Annotated in this window: 19 protein-coding genes; 12 read left to right on the top strand and 7 right to left on the bottom strand. The window is 72.1% G+C overall.

Annotated features, from left to right (window positions below):
• Positions 1-94: 94 nt before the first annotated feature.
• On the bottom strand, positions 95-1,750 hold the full coding sequence (locus tag ACYVHU_RS13220) for an acyl-CoA synthetase (protein ID WP_078762135.1): 1,656 nt from the start codon (positions 1,748-1,750) through the stop codon (positions 95-97).
• 522 nt (positions 1,751-2,272) lie between these two features.
• On the opposite strand from ACYVHU_RS13220, the gene rocD reads away from it, so the two are divergent.
• Complete coding sequence (gene rocD, locus ACYVHU_RS13215) at positions 2,273-3,550, top strand: ornithine--oxo-acid transaminase (RefSeq protein WP_432939204.1); 1,278 nt, start codon at positions 2,273-2,275, stop codon at positions 3,548-3,550.
• A 928-nt stretch (positions 3,551-4,478) separates the two neighbouring features.
• Complete coding sequence (locus ACYVHU_RS13210; RefSeq protein WP_498948631.1) at positions 4,479-6,497, top strand: prolyl oligopeptidase family serine peptidase; 2,019 nt, start codon at positions 4,479-4,481, stop codon at positions 6,495-6,497.
• 47 nt (positions 6,498-6,544) lie between these two features.
• On the opposite strand, the gene ACYVHU_RS13205 is transcribed toward ACYVHU_RS13210, so the two are convergent.
• Together ACYVHU_RS13205 and ACYVHU_RS13200 are read right to left on the bottom strand one after the other, a co-directional pair.
• Complete coding sequence (locus ACYVHU_RS13205; RefSeq protein WP_432939210.1) at positions 6,545-7,660, bottom strand: SGNH/GDSL hydrolase family protein; 1,116 nt, start codon at positions 7,658-7,660, stop codon at positions 6,545-6,547.
• A gap of 718 nt (positions 7,661-8,378) precedes the next feature.
• Positions 8,379-8,960, bottom strand: a complete 582-nt coding sequence (locus ACYVHU_RS13200; protein ID WP_498948630.1) for a hypothetical protein — start codon at positions 8,958-8,960, stop codon at positions 8,379-8,381.
• A gap of 262 nt (positions 8,961-9,222) precedes the next feature.
• Here ACYVHU_RS13200 and ACYVHU_RS13195 point away from each other — a divergent pair, with 262 nt between their 5' ends.
• From ACYVHU_RS13195 to ACYVHU_RS13185, 3 genes are all read left to right on the top strand, one after another.
• A complete protein-coding gene (locus ACYVHU_RS13195; protein ID WP_144390119.1) occupies positions 9,223-9,690 on the top strand; it encodes a hypothetical protein in 468 nt (155 codons plus the stop codon).
• A 197-nt stretch (positions 9,691-9,887) separates the two neighbouring features.
• Positions 9,888-11,864 carry an acetoacetate--CoA ligase gene (locus ACYVHU_RS13190; RefSeq protein WP_078762130.1) on the top strand — a complete coding sequence of 659 codons (1,977 nt, stop codon included), beginning with the start codon at positions 9,888-9,890 and terminating at the stop codon, positions 11,862-11,864.
• Between the two features lie 99 nt (positions 11,865-11,963).
• Positions 11,964-13,235: a heparan-alpha-glucosaminide N-acetyltransferase domain-containing protein gene (locus ACYVHU_RS13185; RefSeq protein WP_498948628.1), complete on the top strand. Its 1,272-nt coding sequence runs from the start codon at positions 11,964-11,966 to the stop codon at positions 13,233-13,235.
• A gap of 18 nt (positions 13,236-13,253) precedes the next feature.
• Here ACYVHU_RS13185 and ACYVHU_RS13180 read toward each other — a convergent pair whose 3' ends face one another.
• Entirely contained in the window at positions 13,254-14,024 is a 771-nt protein-coding gene (locus tag ACYVHU_RS13180; RefSeq protein ID WP_078762128.1) for an enoyl-CoA hydratase-related protein, read from the bottom strand.
• Between the two features lie 100 nt (positions 14,025-14,124).
• Between ACYVHU_RS13180 and ACYVHU_RS13175 the strand changes: the two genes are divergently transcribed.
• Entirely contained in the window at positions 14,125-14,967 is an 843-nt protein-coding gene (locus tag ACYVHU_RS13175; RefSeq protein ID WP_498948626.1) for a DUF1206 domain-containing protein, read from the top strand.
• Here the strand turns inward: ACYVHU_RS13175 and ACYVHU_RS13170 are convergent.
• Positions 14,931-15,848 carry a ribonuclease HI gene (locus ACYVHU_RS13170; RefSeq protein ID WP_498948624.1) on the bottom strand — a complete coding sequence of 306 codons (918 nt, stop codon included), beginning with the start codon at positions 15,846-15,848 and terminating at the stop codon, positions 14,931-14,933. The genes ACYVHU_RS13175 and ACYVHU_RS13170 overlap by 37 nt on opposite strands.
• A 127-nt stretch (positions 15,849-15,975) precedes the next feature.
• Here ACYVHU_RS13170 and ACYVHU_RS13165 point away from each other — a divergent pair, with 127 nt between their 5' ends.
• The gene (locus ACYVHU_RS13165; protein WP_200813642.1) at positions 15,976-17,211 is read left to right on the top strand and encodes an FUSC family protein; all 1,236 of its coding nucleotides are present in this window, start codon (positions 15,976-15,978) and stop codon (positions 17,209-17,211) included.
• 42 nt (positions 17,212-17,253) lie between these two features.
• Here the strand turns inward: ACYVHU_RS13165 and ACYVHU_RS13160 are convergent, their stop codons facing one another.
• Positions 17,254-17,904 carry a TetR family transcriptional regulator gene (locus tag ACYVHU_RS13160; RefSeq protein ID WP_159457267.1) on the bottom strand — a complete coding sequence of 217 codons (651 nt, stop codon included), beginning with the start codon at positions 17,902-17,904 and terminating at the stop codon, positions 17,254-17,256.
• A gap of 479 nt (positions 17,905-18,383) precedes the next feature.
• On the opposite strand from ACYVHU_RS13160, the gene ACYVHU_RS13155 reads away from it, so the two are divergent.
• Positions 18,384-20,504: a catalase gene (locus ACYVHU_RS13155; RefSeq protein ID WP_078762123.1), complete on the top strand. Its 2,121-nt coding sequence runs from the start codon at positions 18,384-18,386 to the stop codon at positions 20,502-20,504.
• A 132-nt stretch (positions 20,505-20,636) separates the two neighbouring features.
• Positions 20,637-21,320, top strand: coding sequence for an HAD family hydrolase (locus ACYVHU_RS13150; RefSeq protein ID WP_078762122.1), 684 nt, complete (start codon positions 20,637-20,639; stop codon positions 21,318-21,320).
• Positions 21,321-21,340: 20 nt separating this feature from the next.
• Here the strand turns inward: ACYVHU_RS13150 and ACYVHU_RS13145 are convergent, their stop codons facing one another.
• Positions 21,341-22,033, bottom strand: coding sequence for a hypothetical protein (locus ACYVHU_RS13145; protein WP_078762121.1), 693 nt, complete (start codon positions 22,031-22,033; stop codon positions 21,341-21,343).
• A gap of 149 nt (positions 22,034-22,182) precedes the next feature.
• On the opposite strand from ACYVHU_RS13145, the gene deoC reads away from it, so the two are divergent.
• From deoC to ACYVHU_RS13130, 3 genes are read left to right on the top strand one after another with little or no spacing between them, the layout of a single operon-like run.
• A complete protein-coding gene (gene deoC, locus ACYVHU_RS13140; protein ID WP_078762343.1) occupies positions 22,183-23,127 on the top strand; it encodes a deoxyribose-phosphate aldolase in 945 nt (314 codons plus the stop codon).
• Between the two features lie 3 nt (positions 23,128-23,130).
• Positions 23,131-24,573, top strand: coding sequence for an aldehyde dehydrogenase family protein (locus ACYVHU_RS13135; RefSeq protein WP_078762120.1), 1,443 nt, complete (start codon positions 23,131-23,133; stop codon positions 24,571-24,573).
• Positions 24,566-25,483, top strand: a complete 918-nt coding sequence (locus ACYVHU_RS13130; protein ID WP_078762119.1) for an aldehyde dehydrogenase family protein — start codon at positions 24,566-24,568, stop codon at positions 25,481-25,483. Before ACYVHU_RS13135 ends, ACYVHU_RS13130 begins: the two co-directional genes overlap by 8 nt.
• Positions 25,484-25,526: the final 43 nt, after the last annotated feature.

The raw sequence follows: 25,526 nt of genomic DNA, 5'->3' as shown, positions 1-25,526 counted from the left end.
CGATCGGCTCCAGGAGACGGTAACGTCCGGCGAGTGAGCGGGGGGCCATGGATCCAGACGATAGCGGGACCTTTCCCGCCCCGCACCGTCCGGCTCAGCGCTCGCCGGAGGGCACCGTCCCGCGGGCCACGGCCGCGGCCCAGCGGTAGTCCTGCTTGCCGACGGCCGTGCGCTTGACCTCGGCCACGACGTGGATCCTGCGGGGCACCTTGAAACCGGCGAGGCGGGCGCGGCAGAAGTCCCGGATCTGCTCGTCGGAGGGGCGGCGGCCCGGGGCCAACGCCACGACCGCGGCGACGCGCTGGCCTAGGCGTTCGTCCGGGGCCGAGACCACGATCGTGTCATCGATGTCGGGGTGGGCCTTCAGGACCGATTCGACCTCCTCGGGGTAGACCTTCTCCCCACCGGTGTTGATGACGGCCGAACCGCGTCCCAGCAACGTGATCGAACCGTCCGCCGCGACCGTCCCGAAATCACCCGACATCGCCCACCGCCGGCCCTCCGCGTCCACGGGGAACGTCTCCGCGGTCTTCACCGGATCGTTGTAGTAGCCCAGCGGGATGCGGCCGGTGCGCGCGATCCGGCCGATCTGAGGTGACCCCGGCGGCAACGGGCGCAGCGCGTCGTCGAGCACCGCCACGCTCGCACCCATCGTGAAACGCCGCGCGGTGTCGGCCGAATCGCTCTGCGAGGCCCCGCAGACCCCCGTCTCCGATCCGCCGTAACTGTCGTTGAGCGTGATCCCCGGCCGCCACGACCGCCATATCTCCCGCACCGTGGGCGTCAACGGGGTCCCGCCCGAGGTCACCACCGTCAGCTCCGGACAACGGTGGGGCTCGGCGAGCAGCTGTTCGCCGATCGGCCGGGCCATCGCGTCACCGACGCACTGCAGCGTGTGGACGGCCTCGCGGTCGGCCAACGCCACCACCCGTTCGGGAACGAACCGGCGGTCGGTGTTGAGCACCACCGTCAACCCGCTCAGCAACGCGCTCAACGCGTTCCACTGTCCCGCGGCGTGCATGAGCGGTCCGAGCACGAGCATCCGCCGCGCCTGCGCCGACCGCGCCCGCGCGGCCAGGTCATCGACACCAGCGGCGCGCGGGGTGCCGGGCCGGCGCCGCTCCAACGCCACGTGGAACAGGTCCTCCTGACGCCACATGACCCCCTTGGGGTAGCCCGTCGTGCCGCCGGTGTAGAGCAGGTAGAGGTCGTCCCCGCAGGTCCGTGGGGGTTCCGTGGGAGCGGGGCGCGCGGTGGCCAGCGCGGTCTCGTAGTCGGTCCCGGGCAGGGCGGCGGGACCGGGGGAACCGTCCTCCAGCAGCACCACGTGCCGCAGCCGGGGAAGGTCGGCGCGGACCTCGGCCACCCGGCCGACCAGCGACCGTTCGGCGACCAGCGCCACCACGTCGGCGTCGGACAGGACGTGCCGCAACTCCCCGGCGACGTAGCGGTAGTTCACGTTCACCGGCACCGCCCCGGCGCGCCAGGCGCCGAACGCGGCCTCCAACCACTCGACCCGGTTGAACGCCAGGATCGCCACGTGCTCCCCGGGCCGGACGCCCGCCTCGCGCAGGTGTCGGGCGAAGCGGCCGGCTCTCTCGTCGAGCTCGACGAAGGGGACGCGGCGCTCCCCGGAGATCACCGCCGTGCGCCAGGGCACCGCCGCGGCGACGGCGGCCAGGGCGGCCTCCAGCGAGAAGCCGGAGCCCGACGCCGGGGAACCGGCTCGTCGACATCGCTTTTCGGTCATGTGTGTCCTTCGCATGCGTCCCACCCCCCGGACGGATATGAGGACCGATCCTGCAGGTATGGGCCAGGTCACGTCGGACCGGGGTCGCCTCTTCGCGTGGCGGTCCCGACCGCCGGGAACGCGCCTCAGCAGCCCTTCCACGGGCGGACGTCCGCGCGCGTCGCCGGTCCCGCTCCCACCCCACACGGCCCTGTGTCGGGGCTCACGGCGCGACGGGGGTGAAATCCCAGGTCACGGGCATGAACAGGGGAGAGGTGACGTGCCGGACAGCGGTGCGTGCGGGCGGTCACCCCACGTGTCCTCCGGCGCGCGGACGAGACCACGGGGGGAAGGATGAGGCGACAACACGATCCGCCGACGGAGTACGCGCCACTTCGGCGCATCCCGGTCCTTGCCTCCCAAGGGCCCCGTCTGTTCCACTGCTGGGGGCCACCCGAACAGAGCCCGGAACGGATTTCCGGGCATGCCTTCTCAACGGGCGGGCCGTGATCGAACCACGATCAACGGTGATCGGAGAGCTGGATGAGCGACACGCGCAGTCTGGGCCACGAAGCGGTGAACGGCGGAGACCCCGCCGGCCCCGTCATCTCCACCACACAGCACATCGGACTCGCCGAAACCCACTCGGCGCACAACTACGCCCCCTTGCCCGTCGTCATCGCCGAAGGCGAGGGCGCCTGGGTGACCGACGTCGAGGGCCGACGCTACCTCGACTGCCTGGCCGGCTACTCGGCGATGAACTTCGGGCACCGCAACCCCGACCTGCTCGCCGCGGCGCACCGGCAGATCGACCGCGTCACCCTCACCAGCAGGGCCTTCTACAACGACCAGTTCGCGCCGTTCGTCACCTCACTGGCGCAGCTGGTGGGCAAGGAACAGGTCCTGCCCATGAACACCGGCGCCGAAGCCGTTGAGACCGGCATCAAGGTCGCCCGTAAGTGGGCTTATGAGGTCAAGGGCGTCGCGGCCGAGCAGGCGACCATCATCGTGGCCGGCGGGAACTTCCACGGCCGCACCACCACCATCATCAGCTTCTCCGAGGACCCCGAGGCCCACGACGGGTTCGGTCCCTACACCCCCGGGTTCCGCATCGTTCCCTACGGGGACGCCGACGCGATCGCCGGCGCCATCGACGAGACCACCGCGGCCGTGCTCATCGAACCCGTCCAGGGCGAGGCCGGCGTCATCGTCCCGCCCCCCGACTACCTGCCCCGCGTCCGCGAGATCTGCGACCGTGAACGGGTCCTGTTCATCGCCGACGAGGTCCAGTCCGGTCTCGGCCGCACCGGCACGGTCCGCGCCTGCGAGCACACCGGCGTGATCCCCGACCTGTACCTGTTCGGCAAGGCCCTCGGCGGCGGCATCCTCCCGGTCTCCGCGGTCGTCGGCGACGCCGAGGTGCTCGGCGTCATCAAACCGGGCCAGCACGGCAGCACCTTCGGCGGCAACCCGCTCGCCTGCGCCATGGGACGCACCGTCGTGCGGATGCTCGAAGAGGGGCCCTACCTGGAGAACGCCCGTTCGCTGGCCGAGGTGCTGCGGGCCGGGGTGCGGGAGTTCGTCGGCAACGGGGTCGTCGCCGCCCGCAGCATCGGCCTGTGGGCCGGCATCGACGTCGACGAGTCCCTGGCCACGGGCCGGGAGCTGTGTGAACGCCTCGCGGCACGCGGCGTCCTGGTCAAGGACACGCACGGCTCCACGATCCGGCTCTCCCCGCCGCTCGTCATCAGCGCCGACGACCTCGCGTGGGCGCTCGAACAGATCGGCGCCGTCCTGGCCGACCTGCGCGCCGGACGCTGACGGCCGCCCCGGCACGGTCCGTGACCGGATTCCGGCCACCGCCAAAGGCGGCCGGGATCCGGTTCCGGATCGCCGGATGTGCGGAGCCGGACCAGCGGAGCGGTCCGGCTCCAGAGCCGCCGATCGCCTGGGCGGGGCGTGTAACGCGACAGCGTCCTGGTGAAGCCGCCGGTCGTCTTCTGCGGTTCTGCGGGCTTCGCGCGCGGGGCGGGCCGAAGGGGGTCGGTGCAGGGACGCCTCACGGGGGGCTTCGCATGCCGTGGGGCGGCGCGGGCGTGAATGTCACCGTGGTGGTGAGCGCGTCACACTACTCGTGATCTACGTCGTAAAGGCAGCTGCTTTCAGTGGAACCAAGGATCACTGGAATCAAGCGAGAAGGACCCTCCTGTACACGAGTCCCGATGCGGCGCGTCGGCACCACCGCGCGGGGCCGGGGGAGACGGAAGAAGCAGGACGCTGCGACAGGAGGCGCGCCCGACACGGGCGGGGACCACCACGGGTGGGGGACGGGGAAAGGGCCCCGTCGAGTAACCGGCACGCGTTCCGCTCCACCACGAGGCGAGGTCCCGCCGGCGCGCGCGGGAGCCCCCGGTGCTCTCCGCCGGACGCGGACCGATATGATGCCGATCACGGCGTTCGTGGTCCGGAGTCGACGGACCACCGCCTGATACCGGGTCGCTCGGCCCGGACGATCCTTCTCCGGCCTGATCACAGGCCCGTTCTCCCGGTCACGGTTCTTCAGTCCGTGGCCGTTTCCGACGGCTCCCACCGAAGAGCCGCCCGACGCGCCGTGGCCACCCCGCCCCGGCCGTAGCGGACCGTCGCGGAACGGTCCACCGCTCACATCCGCCTCGACGGCACCGCCGTCCACTTCGCCGTGCCCACACCAGGCCCGGCCTCCCATGAACACCGACACCAGGAGACAGCCATGCCTTCTTCCGGTCCCGTCCAGGACTTCCCCCGCCAGTTCGCGCGTACCCGTCGCCTCTCCGTCGGAGTGCCCCACGACCTCTCCGTCTCCGAGGACGGCCGGCGCGTGCTGTTCCTGCGTTCCGTCGACGGAACGGATCCGGCGGACCGGCTGTGGCTCTACGAGGACGGTCGGGAACGCCTGCTCGCCGACCACGGCCCGGCCGGGATCACCGGCTACGCCGCCGACGCCGCGGCGCGCGTCGTCGCCCACGTCTGCGGCGGAGACCTGTGGGTGACCTATCCCGACGGGAACGCCACGCCCGAACGGGTCACCACGGCCGGACCGGTCACCGACCCGCGTCCCTCACCCGATGGGCGCTCGATCGCCTACGCCACCGGCGGAAGCCTGCGCCTGCTCACCTCCGACGGCGAGGACCGCCTCCTCGCGGCCCCGGAGGGCCCCGACATCACCTACGGCCTGAGCGACCTGGTATCGGCGGGATCGATGGGCCGAACGCGCGGTCACTGGTGGTCGCCCGACGGCACCCGTCTGCTGGTCGCCCGCACCGACACCTCCCACGTGCAGTTGTGGCACATCGCCGACCCCGCCGATCCGGCCGCGCCGCCGCGCACCGTCCGCCACCCGGTGGTCGGGACCGCCAACGCCGATGTCTCGCTGTACCTGTTCGACCTGGACGGCCGGCGCACCGAGGTCCACTGGGACAGGGAGCGCTACGAGTACCTGCCCGCCGTGGACTGGGACGCCCACGGCCCGTTGATCACCGTGCAAAGCCGCGACCAGCGTGTCCTGCGCGTCCTCGCGGTCGACCCCGCGAGTGGCGAGACGCGCCTGCTGGATGAGACACGCGACCCCGCCTGGGTGGAACTGGTCCCCGGAAGCCCGCTGCGCACCGCCGCGGGCGCGCTCGTCACCACCCGGGACGAGGCCGACACCCGACGGCTGGCCGTGGACGGCGCACCGGTCACCCCGGTGGGGCTCCAGGTGAGGGCCGTCCTGGGCGTCCAGGGCGAGAAGGTCCTGTTCACCGCCTGCGAGGACCCGGCCGAGACCCATGTCTGGTCCTGGTCGCCCGGCCGCGTCCCGGTCCGGATCAGCCGGGAACCCGGCGACCACGCCGCCGTCATCGGGGGCGGCACCACCGTGCTGGTGAGCAGGGTGGGCGGGCGCGACCAGATCACCGTCCTGGAGGAGGGAGGGAGCGCCGGGCGCATCGCCTCGCTCGCGCAGCGACCGCTCGTCGCACCCGCGCCGGCGTTCCTGCGGCTCGGGCCGCGGGAACTGCGGACGAACCTGTACCTGCCCACCGGGCACGAGCCCGGATCCGCGCGGCTCCCGGTCCTGCTCGACCCCTACGGCGGCCAGCAGTTGCTGGTCGCCACCCGCGGACCGGGCTGGCCGTCCCTGGTGTCACAGTGGTTCGCCGACCAGGGCTTCGCGGTGGTGGTGACCGACGGGCGCGGAAGCCCGGGACGCGGGCCGGCATGGGAGAAGGCGATCCGCGGCGACATCCTCACCCACGCCGTCGAGGACCAGGTGGCCGCGTTGCACGCCGCCGCCGAGCACCACCCCGACCTGGACCTGGGCCGGGTCGCCATCCGCGGCTGGTCCTTCGGCGGGTTCCTCGCCGCGGGCGCGCTGCTGCGCCGTCCCGACGTCTTCCACGCGGCCGTCGCGGGCGCGCCAACCGCCGACCAGCGGCTCTACCAGACCCATTGGAAGGAGCGCTACCTGGGCCACCCCGAGGAGGAGCCGGAGAACTACGACCGCTGCTCGCTCATCGCCGACGCGCCGCTGCTGCGCCGGCCGCTGCTCCTCATCCACGGGCTGGACGACGACAACGTGGCCTTCGCCCACACGCTGCGCCTGTCGGCGGCGCTGCTGGCCGCGGGCCGCGCCCACCGGGTGCTGCCCCTGCCCGGCACCGGGCACCGCGTCACCCGGGAGGACTACGCGGAGAACCTGTTGCGTCTGCAACTGGACTTCCTGCGCGAGGTCCTGCCCGACGCACACTGACGCCGGGGTACGCCCCGCGTGGCGGCGTCCGCCCGGTGCGGACGCCGCTACCGGACCTCGGATGCGAGCACGTCGGGGCTGGCGTTCTCCACGGTCGCCCGTGACACGTACAGGGTGCGGCCGGGGCCGGCCTCGATGCGCTCCCGCACCCGCTCGCCGACGGCCTCCTGCCCGGCGGCGTTGGGATGGAAGGTGCTCCGGTCGATCTTGAGGCCTTCGGTGAGGTCGCGCAGCAGCACGCCGTTCACCCACGGGTCCTCGGAGCCGACCTCGTGGCCCGCCAACGCGTCGTAGACGTCCACGAACTCCACGCTGCCGGTCTGCCCCGCCTCGGCGATCTCGGTGTCGGTGATGTCCACGGCCGCGCGGATCTGGTCGTTGAAGCGTTCGACCGTCTCGTTCAGCCACACCTGGTCGCTGGAGGTCAGCGTGTAGTACATGCCGGTGGGCTCGGTGGGGAACAGCCGCGGATAGCCCAGCACGACCACCCGGGCGTCCGGCGCGCGGTCGCGCACTTCGCCGATCAGCTCCTCGAACGTCTCCTCGAAGGCGCCCATCCGCCGGTCGATCTCCTCCTCCTGGCCGATGCAGGCGCCGCTGTCCAGCAGCGGGACGCGCAGCATGCACGTCTTCAGCACCGAGGTGAACCCGAGGTCGTTGCCGCCGATGCCGATGGTCACCAGGGAGGCGTGCGCGGTGACCCGGTCCAGCTGCGAATCGGTGGTGCCGAGCGACTCCAGCATCGCGTTGCCGCGCTGTCCGCTGCACGCGAGGAAGGCCAGGTCGCCGGCGAAGTCGTAGGTGTCGGCGATCTTCTCGGGGTAGGCGTTGGCCGAACGCCAGCAGCCGTCCGCCACCGCCGTGCCCGGCAGGTAGTCGTCGGCCCCGTCGCCGGAGGAGTAGGAGTCGCCGAGCGCGAAGTAGTTGCCCCAGGTGGCCGCCTGGAGTGGGGGGAGGGGGAGCCGCCAGTCGTTCTCGTCCAGGTCGCGGCCGGGCGAGACCGGGCCGCCCGCGCAGCCGGCGCCGTCGGACAGGGAGCACCACGCCTGGAAGAGGCCGTCGCGGGTGGTGGGGATGGCCAGGACGAGCGCGCACACCAGGGCGAGGGCGGCGGAGACGGAGGCGAGGACGGCCCGTTTGGTGCTGACGGCCGGTTTGCGCACTTCCCCCATCCGCCTTTCGTGTAGCGGGTTGCCGTCCTACTAGCGCACCAGGCTACCCGGAGGCGTAGCGGAGGCCGGCGACCGGAAACGGACCGGCGAGGCGGATTGGACCCTTCGGATCGGTGGGAGGGGGCGCCGGCCCCGGGCGTCCGTCCGGTACCGGGGGAAAGGGGGCCGGCGTAGGTAGCGGCGGGCAGGCCGGGGAGGTGAAGATCACGGCCGTGCGGGCTGTTTTCGGTGAGGCGCTAACCCGGATACCGAACAAGGCCCCTCGTGGGGGGCAGGAAGACGGTGGTGGCGGACGCGGACCGGACCGAGGGGATCGTCGTCCCACGCGCGCCTCGCGCAGGCGGGGCGTGGCCTTGTCGGGAGATGGGCGGGACGTGTCGCCCGCCGTTCACCCGGGACCGGATGTCGCTCGTTGTGGCCGTGGACGGGGGCCGGCAGCCGACGGGGTGGGGCTGGGACATGCGTTCCCCGGCCGGTGCGGGGTGGGGCGGGCGAGGGCGCTGGACGGGATGAGGGGCGTTCGGCGCTGGCGGGGCGCGGCGGAGGGCCGGGGCGGTGTTCTCGTGGACCTCGGTGTGCGCCCCGTGGTGCGCCATGGGCCTCCTCGGCAACCTTCTCCTCGCGCGGGACCGGGGCGCGCGCCGCGATCGGCGCGCGCCCCCGCCGGCGTGGCAGGTCACAGGCCGGCCCGCGGGTGCGGCCGGCAGGTCTAGGCGGGCGAGGGCGAGACGTCGGCGTCCGGTTCGTCCCGGGAGAGCTGTTCGATCCGGCCCCCCTCCCACACGAGGGTGAGCGTGTCGCGGCCGTCCTGGGTGGAGACGCTGAGTTCGGCCTCGTACTCGGGACCTTCGACATCGCCGGGTCCAAGGGTGGCGATGTCGACGCATTCCAGGGTGAGGGTCGCCGGATCGGTGTCCAGGTGCGCCTCGCCGAGACATATGGGGATCGACGCGCCGGCGGTGGATTCGACGTAGTACTCCAGCGGCGCCCCCGACGTGCTGGCCTGTCCGTCCTCATCGATCTCCAGGGACATGGCGGAGGGCAGGAGGGCCAGGTCGGACGTTGGCGAGGAGGAGGACCAGGCGCCCACGGCCTCCTGTGGCGGTAGGGCGGCGAAGGAGGCCGAGGGGGACGGCGCCGCTGGTTCGGTGGGGGAGGGGGCGGGGGAGGAGGGGGACGCGGCGGGGGGTTCTCCGGAGGGGGAGCAACCGGTGAGGAGTCCGAGCGCCACGACGGTTCCGAAGGGAGCCGCGCGCACCGCTCCCCCTTTGTCCTGTGGGTGGGAAGGCATGGGTCCAGCCTGCTGTGGCGGGCACTCTCCGTCAACGCGTGTGTGCCTACTGTGGACATCTCCGAAAGGGGAGATACCTGTGACTTCACCGCCCGGAAAACGGGGTGAAAGAGACCTTGGTGGACATTCGGTCCCCCTCGGGAGGCCCGGATACGGGAAAGCGGTGGACGGGGCGGACACGGGTCGGAAGAATCCCCGGCGGGCGCGGTCACCAGGCGTCCTCGGGTCACGACCCCGAGCCATCATGATCGCGGGAGGCGGCATGACCGGTGACGTTCGCGGATGGGGCACCGCCCCCGCCGCGCTGATCGTGGCGATCGCCCTCTCCGGCTGCGCAGGGGGGACCCCCGCGGAGTCCGGCCCTTCGACACCCGGCGGTGAGGGCGTCTCCTCGCCCGCGGCGCCGCCCGCCCCCGCCTCGCCGGCCGGGCCGGAGGCGGCCGACGGCGAGGACCTCGGCGCCTGCGCCGACGCCGACTGCGAGGTGATCGTCCACCAGGGGGACGAGATCGTTTTGGACCCCGCAGACCACGGGCTCGACGGCCTGACCGTCGAGGAGGCCGGGGACGGCCGGGTGGCCTTCGCCGCCTCCGGGCCCGGGGTCTCGCTGCGGACCAGTTACGCGGGAACGGTGGGAAGCGGGGGGAAGACCAGCCACCTCAACGGCATCGCCATCACGACCCTGGAGATCGGCGCCGACCACGCGGTCATCCGCCTCACCCCGCCCTGACCGGTGAGCCCCTGGCCCGACCATGCCGCCGTCCGTCAGTGGCGCGTATCACGTGGCCTGGGTCACCGGATACCGCCCCCCGACGGCGTGGCGGTGAAGGCCACTGTTGTTGAATGTTGGCCGACATCCGTACCCGGGCGGGGCCGGCCGTTGTTGTCGCGGTGGTTCCCGCCGGACACCGAGGAAGGGCGCGAGTTATGTCCGAACGGCCCCGGCCCCCCGTTCTCTGGGAACCCGACGTCGACCGACGCGAGCGCGCCAACATCACCGCGTTCGCCCGCTGGGTCCGGGAGAACCGAGGAGTGGACGTCGGCGACCACGACTACGACGCCCTGTGGCGCTGGTCGGTCACCGACCTCGACGGCTTCTGGTCGGCGATCTGGGAGTACTACGACGTCCGGGCCGAGACCCCCTTCACCGCGGTGCTCGCCGAGCGCGCGATGCCCGGCGCCGTGTGGTTCCCCGGCGCGCGCCTCAACTACGCCCGGCACATCTTCCGCGACCGCGACGACGAGCGGGTCGCCATTCGGCACGCGTCGGAGCTTCGCGTCCTGGGGGAGTGGACGTGGGGCGAGCTCAGGCGCCGTACGGCCGCGATCGCCTCGGGGCTGCGCCGCCTCGGCGTCGGACCGGGCGACCGGGTCGTCGCCTACCTGCCCAACCTTCCCGAGGCGGTCGCCGCGTTCTTCGCCTGCGCCTCCATCGGCGCGGTGTGGTCGTCGTGCTCACCGGACTTCGGCGTGCGCAGCGTCATCGACCGCTTCGCCCAGATCGAGCCGAAGGTGCTGCTGGCCGTCGACGGCTACCGTTACGGCGGCAAGGACTTCGACCGTCGCGACGTGCTCGCCCGGCTGCGCGAGGGGCTGCCCACGGTCGAGCACACCGTCGTGCTGTCCTACCTGCGGGACGAGCCCGTCGAGGGGACGCTGTCGTGGGAGGAGTTCGAGGCGGCGGGCGAGGGCGGTGAGCTGACCTTCGAGGAGGTGCCGTTCGACCACCCGCTGTGGGTGCTGTACTCCTCGGGCACCACCGGCCTGCCCAAGGCGATCGTGCACGGCCACGGCGGGATCCTGCTGGAGCAGCTCAAGAACCTCCACCTGCACTTGGACGCGCGGGCCGACGATCGGGTGTTCTGGTTCACCACCACCGGCTGGATGATGTGGAACTTCCTGGTCAGCGTGCTGTTGACCGACGCCTCCATCGTCTTGTACGACGGCAACCCCGGCCACCCCGACCTGGGCGCCCTGTGGGACCTGGCCGAACGGGCGCGTGTCACGGTGTTCGGCACCAGCGCCGGATACCTGGCCTCGTGCATGAAGGCGGACGTGCATCCGGCGCGGGGGCGTGACCTGTCGGCGCTGCACGCGATCGGTTCGACCGGATCCCCGCTGTCTCCCGAGGGGTTCGCGTGGTGCTACCGCGAGTTCGGCGACGGCCTGTGGCTGTTCTCCACCAGCGGCGGCACCGACGTGTGCAGCTGCCTGGTGGGAGGCGTGCCCACGTTGCCGGTCTATGAGGGGGAGATCCAGGCCCGCTCGTTGGGCATGGCCGTGGCCGCCTGGGACCCCGAGGGCAGGGAGGTGGTGGGCGAGGTCGGGGAGCTGGTGGTCACCGAGCCGGCGCCGTCGATGCCGTTGCGCTTCTGGGGAGACCCCGAGGGGACCCGGCTGCGCGACAGCTACTTCTCGACCTATCCGGGCGTGTGGCGGCACGGCGATTGGATCGAGATCACCGAGCGCGGCACCGCGGTCATCTACGGCCGTTCCGACTCCACGATCAACCGTGGCGGTGTGCGCATGGGCACCAGCGAGATCTATCGCTCGGTGCTGGCGTTGGACGAGGTCGTCGACGCCCTGGTGGTGGACGTCCCGCAGCCCGACGGAGGATCGCGCATCGAGCTGTTCGTGGTGTTGAGGGAGGGGGCGGTGCTCGACGACGAGCTCACGGCGCGGTTGGTCCGGGGCATTCGTGAGGACTGCTCGCCGCGGCACGTCCCCGACGCGGTGCGCGTCATCCGCGAGGTGCCGCGCACCCTGTCGGGCAAGGTGCTGGAGGTTCCGGTCAAGCGGATTCTCATGGGGGAGCCGCCCGAGAAGGTGGCCAGTCGTGACTCGCTGGCCAACCCGGAGGCGCTCGACCACTTCGCGAAACTCGCCGGGGAGCGGAAGGGCTGAGGTGGGGCCGGCCTCGTCCGTTCTGGCGCGTGGGCGGGGCCGGCCAGGAAAAAGCCACAGGTGGAACAAATGCCTTCAAGACGCCCTAGCCTGGACGCCGTGGCTCAGCACGCGCCCGGAACGGGCACACAGGAGGCGGTCCGGCCGGACAGCGGGCGGATCGTGGGGGTGGACGTCGCCCGGGCGCTGGCGGTGTTCGGGATGTTCACCGTCCACCTCGGTGTGGGCGCGTCGGGGCTGCTCTCCGATCCGGCCATGGAGACCCTGCACGACCTGGCGCGGGGCCGCTCCTCGGCGCTGTTCGCCTTCCTGGCCGGAGTGTCGATCGCCCTGTTGTCGGGGCGCACGGTCCCGTTGACGGGGCCCCCGCTGCACCGCGCCGCGGCGCGCATCCTGGTCCGGGCCGTCATCCTCGCGCTGCTCGGCGGCCTTCTGGACCTCCTGGACACCCCGATCGCGATCATCCTCGCCTACTACGGAGGGTTCTTCCTGCTGGCGCTGCCCCTGCTGCGGCTGCGCGCGCCGGCGCTCGCGGCGATCGCGGTGGGCATCGGCCTGCTCGGCCCACAGGTCTCCTACCTGCTGCGGTCCGTTCTGGGCGAGGAGGGGGCGCGGCAGGGCTCCATCGGTGGGATCACCGATCTCCTCCTCACCGGTTACTACCCGGTGTGCACCTTCATGGCCTTTGTCGTGGCCGGTATGGCGGTGGGCCGGCTGGATCTGAGGGCGGTGTCGACGCGGGTCGGCCTGGCGGTGACGGGGCTGGGCCTGGTCCTGCTCGGGTACGGCGGTTCCTGGGTGCTGCTGCGTTCGCTGGGGGTGCTGGACCGGCTCGTCGTCGCCGAAATGACCGCCTACGGTTACTACGGGCCGGGCGACACCGCCTTCCTTAGCGACGCCGACCTGGGACCGCTGCGCGCGTGGATGGTCGAGCAGATCGCCTCCCTGCACGGGACGGTGCCCACCACCAGCCCACTGTGGCTGCTGGTGGCATCGCCGCACAGCGGAACCTCCTTCGAAGTGGCCGGCGCCACCGGTACGGCGTTGATGGTCTTGGCGGCCTGTCTGGTGGCCGCGGACCTGCTCGGGCGTGGGCTGTACCCGCTGTTCGCGGCCGGTTCCATGGCGCTGACCCTCTACACCGGCCACATTCTGGTGCTCGCCGTGACCGACGCCGACTACGGGCCGCTGTCGGGCTGTCCGTTGGAGGCGTTCGTCGTGGGCGGGCTGTTGTTCGCCACGCTGTGGCGGGCGCTGTTGGGGCGAGGACCCCTGGAACGGGCGCTGGCCGTGGTGGGGGAGGCCGCCGCCCGCAACGTCGCCCCCGAGCCCGCCGTCCCCCGCTCCGCGCCGCGTAAGCCCGGTGTCTGAGGCGGCCTGGACCCGGTGTCAGGCGGGCCAGCGGGGAGGGCGTTTCTCCAGGAAGGCGGAGATCCCCTCGCGGGCCTCGGGGGTCTGGCTGGCCGCGGCCATCACCTCGACCGCATAGGCGTAGGCGTCCGGCTCGGGCCGGTCGAATTGGGCGTACATCGCCTGCTTGCCGAGCGCCTTGCTGTGCCGGGAGCCGCGGGTGGCGCGTTCGAGCAGGTGCGCGGTGGCCCGGTGGAGGTCGGGATCGGGCACGGCGCGGTTGACCAGCCCCCATTCGGCCGCGGTGACGGCGTCGACGACGTCGCCGGTCAGCGCCATCTCCATGGCCCGTTTGCGGCCGATGGAGCGTGAGACGGCGACCATCGGGGTGTGACAGAACCAGCCGCCCTTGCCCCCTGGAGCCGCGAACCCGGCGCTCAACGCGGCGACGGCGAGGTCGCAGCTGGCGACGAGCTGGCAGCCGGCAGCGGTGGCCAGGGCGTGGACGCGGGCGATCACCACCTGGGGGACGGACTGGATCGTGCGCATGAGGCCGGTGCAGGCGCGTAGCAGGTCGCGCGCGCCCGCGTGGTCGGCGGCGGCGACGTCGGCGAAGTCGTGACCGGCGCAGAAGACCGGGCCGTTGGCGGCCAGGATGATCCCCGTCGCGTCGGTCCCGGCGACCTCCTCGAACGCCTCGACCAGCTCGCGCATGTGCGACAGGGACAGCGCGTTGCGCCGCTGCGGCCGGTTCATGGTGATGGTCACGTGGTCGCCGTCGCGGTCGACCAGGAGATGTTCATACCCCATGTCCAGACGTTACGTCGGTCGGGGAGCCACGTCACGTGTCCTTCCACAGGCCGCCCTTTGGGAGTGGTTTGCGCTGTTTTGCCAGGGGAAGGGCGCAGGCATGACAGCAGCCGATGGAGGAAGGGCGGCGAAGCGCAGGGCGCGCGCGGCGGGACGCGAGGCCGCCGACAGCACGTGGCTGCTCCGCCTGGCACGTGTCGGCCTCGCGGCCAAGGGCCTGCTCTACCTTCTGATCGGCTGGCTCGCGGTACGGATCGGCTTCGAGGGCGGTGGGAGCCGCGAGGCCGACAACGCCGGCGCGCTGCAACTCGTCGCCGGCACCCCCGGAGGCACGGTGGTGCTGTGGGCGGCGGTCGCGGGGCTCGCCGGACTGGCGGTGTGGCAGCTGCTCATCGCCCTGGTCGGCGGCCGCTACGGGGAGCGCGGCGCGGGGGAGCGGCTGGCCTGTGCCGGCCGGACCGTCCTGTACGCCGCGCTGTGCGTCACGGTGGCGAGCGTGCTGGTGGGCGGTGGGACGGGCTCCCAAGACGCCCGGTCGCAGACGTTGACGGCACGGATCATGGAGCTGCCGGCGGGACGCCTCCTCGTGGGGGCGGTCGGAGTCGGCCTGGTCGTCGCGGGCGTCGTGTTCGTCTGGATCGGGGTGACCCGCCGATTCGGCAGGGATCTGCGGACCGGGGCCATCCCCAAGGAGGCCCGTCCCGTCGTCACCGTGCTCGGCGTGGCCGGAAACACCACCAAGGGGGTCGTCGTCGCGGCGGCGGGGGTGCTCGTCTGCTGGGCCGCGATCGCCTTCGACCCGGACCGCGCCCAGGGCCTGGACGGCACACTGCGCACCTTCGCCGAGACACCGGCGGGGCCGTGGCTCCTGGTCGCGGTGGCGCTCGGGGTCTGCGTCTACGGCCTCTACTGCTTCTGCGTCGCGCGCTGGCCCAGGGCCTGAGGGGAGGTCCCGGTATACGCGGCGGTGCGATGCCACTGGCCGAGGAACGAGTCGACGAACCGTTCGGCCCGCTCCAGGAGCAGGGGGGTCGTGCAGGCGCCGGGGTCGGCCAGGCGCCGGCGCGCCATCGACGCCAGGGAGTCGGCGGTCTCGTTGAGCAGGTCGCCCGAGTGGCCCTTGACCGCGGTGACCGTGATGTGGGGCCGACGCGCCATTTCCTCGGCCAGGCGCACCAGGCTGGGACGCCCTCGTGACCTGCGCCGGGTGGCGTCGTAGCCGCCGGGGAGCCGCCGGGTGTGCCCCTGCTGCCACATCCGCAGGTGGTGGCGTGCCGAGGAGGAGTCGACGAGCAGCGTGAAGGGCGTCTCGGGGTCGACCGCCTCCAAGAGCAGCAGCACGGCGCGCAGTTCCTGGACGAGGACCCGCGAGGGGCCGCTGGGATCGTGGAAGGAGCCGCCCCAGGCGCGCATTCCCCACAACCCGTCGGAGGTCACATAGCCCATGCCGGCGTATCTGTCCTTGACGCTGGCGTCGGTCGCCGCGACCAGGGGGGAGGAGCCCGACCAGCGGCGGATACGCGCGTGGTGGCCGTTGAGGATCCCGGTGGTGCGCCGCGCGCTGATGCCGGCGTTGCGCTGCTCGGCCTCGGCGAGCATGGACGCGGCGGCGTCGAGGTCGCCGACGTAGGCCGCGTCGAAGGCCAGGGCCACGCATTCGGCGACCGGTTTGCGGCGGGCTCCACCCGGTTCGTACACCACGTAGTTGCGTAGCGACTCGGCGCGTTCGGCGAGTTCGCGAGGGAGCCGGCGGGCGCACGCGTCGAACTCTCCTGGAGTCATCGCGGCATCACCGCCCCCTCCGCTCACGGAGAAGTAGCGCACGGGTTCACGTAATGAGGATGTATACGCCTTCGCGGCGCCGCCGACAAGACCGTGCATGCCCGAGTCGGGAGGGGGAAGCGAAAGAGGGCAGGTGAACGGGGACGGTGGATCTGGGGCGGGGAAGCCGGTGGCGCAGCGGCACGACGACGGGACGCCGGAGCGGGACGAGAGCCGGATCGGACGGCTCTTCGCGAGGTTCAGGCGGGCGCGGGGATACGGCGGACACGAACGCGAGACGGTCCTGATCGTGCTCAAGTGCGCCCTGGCCGCCTGCGTGGCCTGGGTGATCGCCGACACCGTGGTGAAGGCGGACTCCCCGGCGTTCGCGCCCTTCTCGGCCGTGCTCATGGTGCAGGTGACGGTCTACCAGTCGGTGGTGCAGTCGCTGCGCTACGTCCTGGCGGTCACGCTCGGGGTCGTCGTCCAGGCGGTGCTGGGATTTCTGCTCGGCACCCACCTGTGGACCTTCACCCTGGTCGCGCTCGTGGCGCTGACGATCAGCAGGTGGCGCCGCCTCGGCCCGCAGGGGCCCCAGGTGGCCACGGCGGCGTTCTTCGCCTACTCGTCGTTTGCGACCGTCACCACCACCTACGACCAGGTGACCCGGTTGACGGAGATCGTGGTGCTGGTGCTCGTCGGCTGCGGCCTGGGCGTCGCGGTGAACCTGCTGGTGCTCCCGCCCATGCGCTACCGCAGCGCCGAGTACGGGATCACCACCCTGGCCCGGGCAATGGACGACCTGCTCGGGGACATGGCGCCGGGGCTGCGCGAGGGGGTCCCCGGTGAGGACCGCACGGGCGACTGGTGGCGCCGGGCGCGGCGGATCGAGGGCCTGGTGCCGCAGGCGCTCGCGGCGGTGGAGGGGGCCCAGGAGAGTGTCCGGTTCAACCCGCGGCGGTTGTTGCAGCGCCACCGGGGCGCCTCCTTCCACGGTTACCGCGACGTCGTGGAGGCCCTGGGGCGGATCACCGAGCAGCTCACCTCACTGACGCGCGGACTGTACTACGCCACCGGCACCGCGGCCGAGGACCAGCCCTACCCGGACTTCCTGGCCGAGTACGGCGACTTCCTGGAGGGGATCGGCGGCGCGACGCAGGAGCTGACGGAGCTGACCGGGCAGCGCCTGGCCGAGCAGGTGGACCGGCTGCGCGAGCATCTCGACACCGCGGGGGAGGGCTATGACCGGCTCGCGGCCACGGTGCGGCGCACGTCCCTGGACCCGGCGGAGATCTCCCACGCCTACGGGATCCTGCTGGTGGACGCCGCGCGGCTGCTGGAGGAGCTCCGGTTCGTTCAGGAACGGCTGGCCCGCTCGATCGGTCTGGCCGCCGACCCCCCGACCGCGCAAGGGGAGGGGCGGTGATCCGTCGGCGCCCTCACCCCGCGCCGGCGGCCACGGTGCCGGTCACACCATCGCTTCGAGGTCCCGCCACGGTTCGGTGATCGTCGCACCGAGGTGGTCGAAGCACCGCTCAAAGATGCGGAGGAGGTCGGAGACGTCCCCGCATCCGGTCTCGCACCACATGCTGTGGGCCAGACGGGCCATGGAGGCGAACGCGGCGGCCACCAGCCGTGGACGCGGGTCGATCCGCGGGTCCACACCGGTGCGCCGGGCGATCGCCTCGGCGGCGCGATCCTGGTGTTCGTTGACCTGACGCAGGTGGGCGGCCAGGAGCTGGGGACAGGAGCCGATCAGCCGTCCGGCCACCGAGTGCCGGTGGAGGGCCGGCTCGTCCATCTCGCCCCAGGTCTCCAGGAACGCCCCGCGCAGGGCGGTGAAGGGGTGCTCTTCGGCGGGGCGCCCGGCGAGCTTGGCGTGCATGGTCTCGGCGGTCTCCGCGTCCACGGCGAGGACGACGTCCTCCTTACCGGCGAAGTAGCGGAAGAAGGTGCGTTGGGAGACGTTGACGGAGGCGGCGACCTCCTCGGTGGTGGTCGCGTCGAAGCCGCGCTCGGCGAACAGGCGCAGGGCCGCGTCGATCAGCGCGTCACGGGTCATGGCCTTCTTGCGCTCGCGTAGACCGGCACGGGCGGGAGGTTCCGTCAGGGTCGTCACCGCCGTCACCTCCCGTTCGCCTTCTTGGCGGCGAGAATACACCTGCGTCGACCAGCGGGGCATGGGCTGTCAATGGTCGGCCGCTGACAGTTCTGTCCCGTCTGTCCCGCCGTCGTGGTCCTGGTGGGGGCCGATGCCCGGCGGATCCAGCGGTCACCGGTACGGGGAGCGTGTTCCGCCGGGGCGCCGCCGCCACGGCGATCCGGCGGGGACCGCCTCGACCCACAGGGGGAGGCCACCGTCCCGAGAGCGCGGGCGGCGACGTCTGGCCGGCGAATGCCCGTTCGGGGGCGCGGTCCGCATCGGCCGTGGCCCGGGGCGTGGCCGCGCGGCGCGAACGGCGTGGCCGCACCCTGTCCGTGACCTGGGGAAAGTCAAGAAAAAACTACGGAAGCCGGTAACAGGAGGATGGTTCGCTTCGCGGTGAATCGGTCAGACGTAGCGGGCGGAACGACAACCCCACACCACGAGGTGGCACCATGCCCGACGCGCAGCGCAAGACCGATCCCGCACGCGACGAGAAGGACCAGCAGCTGGAGCGGTACCGCACCGACTCCAGCGGCCCTCTCACCACCGAGACCGGTGTCCGGGTGGAGGACACCGACAACTCGCTGAAGGCCGGGGAACGGGGACCGACCATCCTGGAGGACTTCCACCTCCGCGAGAAGATCACCCACTTCGACCACGAGCGCATCCCCGAGCGGGTCGTGCACGCCCGTGGTTCCGGAGCCTACGGCTACTTCCAGCCCTATGAGTCCATGTCCCGCTACACCTGCGCCGACTTCCTCAGCGACCCCTCGCAGCGCACACCGGTCTTCGTCCGCTTCTCCACGGTCGCCGGTTTCCGCGGCTCCGCCGACACCGTTCGCGATGTCCGGGGCTTCGCCACGAAGTTCTACACCCGGCACGGCAACTTCGACCTGGTGGGCAACAACATCCCGGTGTTCTTCATCCAGGACGGCATCAAGTTCCCCGACTTCGTGCACGCGGTCAAGCCGGAACCGCACAACGAGATCCCTCAGGCCCAGTCGGCCCACGACAACCTGTGGGACTTCGTGGGACTCCAACCCGAGACCACGCACATGATGATGTGGGTGATGTCGGACCGGGCGCTGCCGCGCAGCTACCGGATGATGCAGGGGTTCGGCGTCCACACCTTCCGCTTCGTCAACGCCGACGGTGTGGGCACCTTCGTGAAGTTCCACTGGAAGCCGAAGCTGGGCACGCACTCCCTGGTCTGGGACGAGACCCAGAAGATCGCGGGCAAGGACCCCGACTACAACCGCCGTGACCTGTGGGAGGCGATCGAGAAGGGCGACTACCCCGAGTTCGAGCTGGGCGTGCAGATCGTGCCTGAAAGCGACGAGTTCGCCTTTGACTTCGACCTGCTCGACGCCACGAAGATCATCCCCGAGGAGCGGGTTCCGGTCACGCCCATCGGCAAGATGGTGCTCAACCGTAACCCCGACAACTTCTTCGCCGAGACCGAGCAGGTCGCGTTCTGCACGGGCAACATCGTCCCCGGGATCGACTTCACCAACGACCCGCTGTTGCAGGCCCGCAACTTCTCCTACCTCGACACCCAGCTCATCCGCCTGGGCGGGCCGAACTTCCAGCAGATCCCGGTCAACCGTCCGCTCGCCGAGGTCTCCAACAACCAGCGTGACGGCTACAACCAGCGCCGCGTCCACCGCGGGCGCACCAACTACTTCCCCAACTCCCTGGGCGGCGGCTGCCCCTACATCTCCGATGACACCGAGGGGCTTTTCCGGCACTACCAGGAGCGGGTCGACGGGCACAAGATCCGCAAGCGCAGTGACAGCTTCCAGGACCACTACTCGCAGGCCACGCTGTTCTACAACAGCCTCGCCGACTGGGAACGGGAGCACATGATCGCCGCCTTCCAGTTCGAGCTGAACAAGTGCGACGAGAAGTCGGTCCGGGAGCGGGTCGTCGCCAACCTCAACAACGTCGACCACGAGATGGCCGTGCGCATCGCCAAGGGCATCGGTGTCACGCCGCCCGAGCGCGAGGTCAAACCCAACCACGGGGCCTCCTCGCCCGCGCTCAGCCAGGCCAACACGGCCATGGACACCATCAGCACCCGCAAGATCGCCCTCCTCGCGGCCGACGGTGTCGACGCCAAGGGCGTCACCGCCCTGCGCGAGGCGATGGCCGCCAAGGGCGCGACCGTCGAAGTGCTGGCACCCACCGAGGGCACGGTGACCACCAGCGACGGCGGGACGCTGGAGGTCGACCACGCCATCAACACCATGGCGTCGGTGCTCTACGACGCGGTCGTCGTGCCCGGGGGAGTGGAGGGCGCCGCGGCGCTGGCCGCCGACGGGCTGGCGAAGTTCTACGTGATCGAGGCGTTCAAGCACGCCAAACCGATCGCGGCGATGGGCGCGGGCGTGGACGTGATCGCCAGGCTGCCACTGCCGGAACTGCGGCTCGCCGGCGGAGGCGACGGCATCGTCACCGACCAGGGGGTCGTCACCCACCGCAACGGCGACGACAGGGAGTTCCACGAGACCTTCGCCTCCCTGCTGGCCCGCCACCGCGTGTGGGACCGCGACGTGGCGTCGGTTCCCGCCTGAGACGCGCCCGGGCCGGGACCCCGGCTCCCGGACCGGGCCGTTCGTCCCCTCCCCGGTCACCGAAGACCGGTTTTCCCCCGGATGCGCCGGGGATGATGGGGGCGCCCGCAGGCACGGCTGAGGAGGAGCGGCGTGGGACGGCGCAACCTGATCTTCGACGCGGACGGCACCCTGTGGCGGGAGGGGGAGACCTTCGCCCGGGGAATCGACCTCTTCGTCCGCCACCTCGTCCGGCCGGGGCTCTCTCCCGGGCAGGTGCGCGAGATCCTCGACGAGGCCCAGCGCCTCAACTCCGCCACGCACGGCTACCGCGCCGGGGTCTTCGAGCGTAGCCTCACCGACTGCCTGGCCCGTCTACGCCCGGACTCGGCGCCCACCGAGGCCGACCGCATCGCCCTGGAACGGACCTGCGCGCCCGTCCGCGACCGCGCGCTTCGCCTCGTCGCCGACGCCTCGCCGACGCTGACCGCGCTGGCCGCGGACAACCGGCTGTTCCTCCTGGCCCAGGGCGCCCCGGCCGAGCAGGGCGCGAAGATCGAGGCCTCGGGGCTCGCCCCGATGTTCGCCGGAATCGGCAACGTCCGCCAGAAGGACCCCGCCACCTACCTGGCCTTCGCGCAGGGCCACCACCTCGACCCCGCCGACACCTGGGTGGTCGGCGACACCGCGCAGACCGACGTCTGGCCCGCGCTGGCGGCCGGGATGGGGGCGGTCCTCGTGGCACCGGCCACCGGCGGACACGACGACCTGCCCGAGGAGGACGACCGCTTCCGACGGGTCACCGGACTCGCGGCCCTCGTCGACCTGTTCGGTTGAGGTGCCCGCCGACGGCCGGGTCAGCCGGCGGACGGGGACGGGTCGGCCCGGGTGATGCGGGCCGCGGTGCGTTCGCGATGCTCCAGCGCGTTGCTGGTCGTGCGGGTGTGGGCGCGCATCAGCCGGCGGGCGTCGTCGGCGGCCGCGCGCGCCACCTCGGGCCGGGCGGCCTGGCGCGTCCGCGGCTGGTCGTCGGGGAGGCCGAGGTCCTCCGGCAGCCCGACACGGCCCACGATCCGCAGCTGCGCGCTCTCCTGCGACACCGACGGCCGGATGTCTCCGGTCGGCGTCTTCCAGTTGCGCAACCGGTGCTCCAGCCACTCCTCGCCCTGGTAGCCCTCGCCGCGCGGCCAGGGCTGCCCGTCGGGGCGATGGCTGAGCGCGTGCAGCAGATCGGCGATCGTCCAGCCGGCCGAGAAGAAGCGGGCCGCCTCGGCGCGCATCCGGCCGAAGTCGACGCCCCGCAGCGAGGTGTCGCGTCGGCGCAGCAGCTCACAGGCGCGGTGCACGTCGCTGCGCGTGTGCACCGGGGTGTTCAGCGGGTCGGGTTCGGCCGTCTGGAGCAGCGCGTCGTCGACGGTCAGGACGACGCTGCCGTCGCGGTTGTCCCAGATGCCCACGCGGTCGCGGGGCCAGCCCTGCGACTCGGCCAACGCCGTCGCGAGCCTGCGCAGATCGAGACCGTCGTGCGACGAGATCCGCAACTCCGCCATGGCCCCTCCTCACCCTCGTGGCACCTTCGTCCCAGCCTAGGTCCTCCTCCGGGGCGTGGGAGGCGCGGCGTCGGCGACGCCGGCGGGCCGGAGGAGACCGGCGCGGGTTAGGGTGGTCGCTGCTGAGAAGCCGAACGATCGAGGTGGCCGTGCCCAGCACCACACCCGCGCCCGACATCGCGGCGTCCAACACGTCGCTGCGGGCCTATTTGCATGGACTCCCCGGGGTCGACGAGGTGGGCGCCCGCGAGCGCGCCGCCCAGCTCGCCACGCGGTCGGTCAAGACGACCGCCAAGGCCCAGGCCATCGACCTCGCCATCCGCATGGTCGACCTGACCACCCTGGAGGGCGCCGACACGCCCGGCAAGGTCCGCTCGCTGGCGGTCAAGGCCGCCCACCCCGACCCCGCGGACCGGTCGGTTCCCCCGGTCGCCGCCGTGTGCGTCTACCCCGACCTGGTCGCGGTCGCCGTCGAGGCGCTCGCCGACACCGGGGTCGCGGTGGCGTCGGTGGCCACCGCGTTCCCCTCCGGGCGCTCCCCCTTGGCGGCCAAACTGTCCGACACCCGCCGCGCGGTCGCCGACGGCGCCTCCGAGATCGACATGGTCATCGACCGCGGCGCCTTCCTCGCCGGCGACTACCGCGCCGTCTTCGACCAGATCGTCGCGGTCAAGGACGCCTGCGCCGGCGCCCACCTCAAGGTCATCCTGGAGACCGGGGAGCTCGTCACCTACGACAACGTGCGCCGCGCCTCCTGGCTGGCCATGCACGCGGGCGCCGACTTCATCAAGACCTCCACCGGCAAGGTCTCCCCGGCCGCCACCCCGCCGGTCACCCTGGTCATGCTGGAGGCCGTCCGCGACTTCCACGCGCTCACCGGCCGCAGGGTCGGGGTCAAACCGGCCGGGGGCATCCGCACCACCAAGGACGCCATCCGCTACCTGGTCCTGGTCAACGAGGTCGCGGGGGCCGCGTGGCTGGATCCGGCGCTGTTCCGGTTGGGCGCCTCCAGCCTCCTCAACGACCTGCTCATGCAGCGGGCCAAGCTGTCCACCGGCGTCTACGCCGGACCCGACTACTACACCCTGGACTAGGCGATGGCGGACGAGATCTTCGAGTACGCGCCCGCGCCGGAGTCACGCGCCGTCGTCTCCCTCAGGTCCTCCTACGACCTGTTCATCGACGGTGAGTTCACCCCGGCCTCCGGCGAGGAACGCATCACCACCCTCAACCCGGCCGACGAGGAGCCCCTGGCCGAGGTCGCGGTCGCCTCCGAGGCCGACATCGACCGCGCGGTCCGCGCCGCCCGTCGCGCCTTCGAGGAGGTGTGGGGCCCGATGCCGGGGGCCGAGCGGGGCAAATACCTGTTCCGCATCAGCCGCATCATCCAGGAGCGGGCCCGCGAGCTCGCCGTGCTGGAGACGTTGGACAACGGTAAACCCATCAAGGAGACGCGCGACGTCGACATCCCCCTGGCGGCGGCGCACTTCTTCTACCACGCCGGCTGGGCCGACAAGCTGGAGCACGCGGGGCTGGGGCCCGCGCCGCGGCCGTTGGGCGTGGCGGCCCAGGTCATCCCGTGGAACTTCCCGCTGCTCATGCTGGCCTGGAAGATCGCCCCGGCGCTGGCCACCGGCAACACCGTCGTCCTCAAACCCGCCGAGACCACCCCGCTGACCGCGCTGCTCTTCGCGGAGATCTGCCAGGAGGCGGGCCTGCCGCCCGGGGTCGTCAACATCGTGACCGGCGCGGCCTCGACCGGGCGCGCGCTCGTGGCCCACCCGGGCACCGACAAGGTCGCCTTCACCGGGTCCACCGCGGTCGGCCGTGAGATCGCCCGGACCGTCGCCGGAACGGACCGCCGGCTCACCCTGGAACTCGGCGGCAAGGGCGCCAACATCGTCTACGACGACGCGGCCATCGACCAGGCCGTCGAGGGCGTGGTCACCGGGATCTTCTTCAACCAGGGCCACGTCTGCTGCGCCGGATCGCGCCTGCTGGTGCAGGAGTCCGTCGCCGAGGAGTTCCTGCCCCGGCTGCGCGCCCGCATCGAGCGGTTGCGCGTGGGCGACCCGCTGGACAAGAACACCGACGTCGGCGCCATCAACTCCGCCGCGCAGCTGGCCCGCATCCGCGACCTCGCCGCCACCGGCGAGCAGGAGGGGGCCACCGCCTGGTCCCCTGCCTGCGACCTGCCCGAACGCGGCTACTGGTTCGCGCCGACCGTGTTCACCGGCGTCAGCCAGGCACACCGTGTCGCGCGCGAGGAGATCTTCGGTCCGGTCCTGTCCGTCCTGACCTTCCGCACCCCCGAGGAGGCGGTGCTCAAGGCCAACAACACGCCCTACGGCCTGTCGGCGGGGGTGTGGACGGAGAAGGGGTCCCGGATGCTGTGGACCGCGAACCGGCTGCGCGCCGGCGTGGTCTGGTCCAACACGTTCAACAAGTTCGACCCCGCGAGCCCCTTCGGCGGCTACAAGGAATCCGGCTACGGCCGTGAGGGCGGGCGACACGGGCTGGAGGCCTACCTCGATGGGTAAGGACGACAAGACGCGGGGACGGGCGCGGGCCGTTCGGGAGCCGGCCGCGCAACCGGCCCGCCTGGTGGTGCGCAAGACCTACAAGCTCTACGTCAAGGGCGCGTTCCCGCGCTCGGAATCGGGCAGGTCCTATCCCGTGACATCCCCTGACGGCCGTCACCTCGCCAACGCCGCGCTGGCCTCCCGCAAGGACGCCCGCGACGCGGTTGTCGCCGCGCGGGCGGCGTTCGCGGGCTGGGTCGGGCGTACCGCCTACAACCGGGGACAGATCCTCTACCGGGTCGCCGAGATGCTGGAGGGGCGCCGCGCCCAGTTCGTCGACGAGGTCGCGGCGGCCACCGGCGGCGACCGGCGCTCCGCCGAGACGGCGGTCGACGCCGCCGTGGACCGTTGGGTCCACTACGCCGGATGGAGCGACAAGATCGCCCAGGTGGCCGGGGCCGCCAACCCGGTCTCGGGCCCCTACTTCAACCTGTCCACGCCCGAGCCGAGCGGGGTGGTCGCGGTCCTCGCGCCCCAGGACGACCCGCTGCTGGGGTTCGTCTCGGTCGTCGCCCCGGTGATCGCCACCGGCAACACCGCGGTCGTCGTCGCCAGCGAGGAGCGGCCGCTCCCCGCCATCACCCTCGCCGAGGTGCTGGCGACCTCCGACCTGCCCGGCGGGGTCGTCAACATCCTCACCGGGCGCACCGCCGAGCTCGCCCCGACGCTGGCCGCACACGCCGACGTCAACGGACTCGACCTGACCGGGGCGGGCGGGCTCGCCGCGGAGCTGGAGCAAAGCGCGGCGGCGACGCTCAAACGGGTCATGCGTCCCCGGCCGGCACCCGACTGGGCCGCGAAACCCCCGATCGAGCGGATGACGCGCTTCCTGGAGACCAAGACCGTCTGGCACCCCATCGGCGTCTGACCAGGAGAGCCGTACGTCCCTTGTGTTTTCCATCGGCGTGGAA

Source organism: Marinactinospora endophytica (assembly GCF_054780875.1).
The sequence above is the reverse complement of the archived record's forward strand: the minus strand, read 5'-3'. Positions and strand labels throughout refer to the sequence as shown.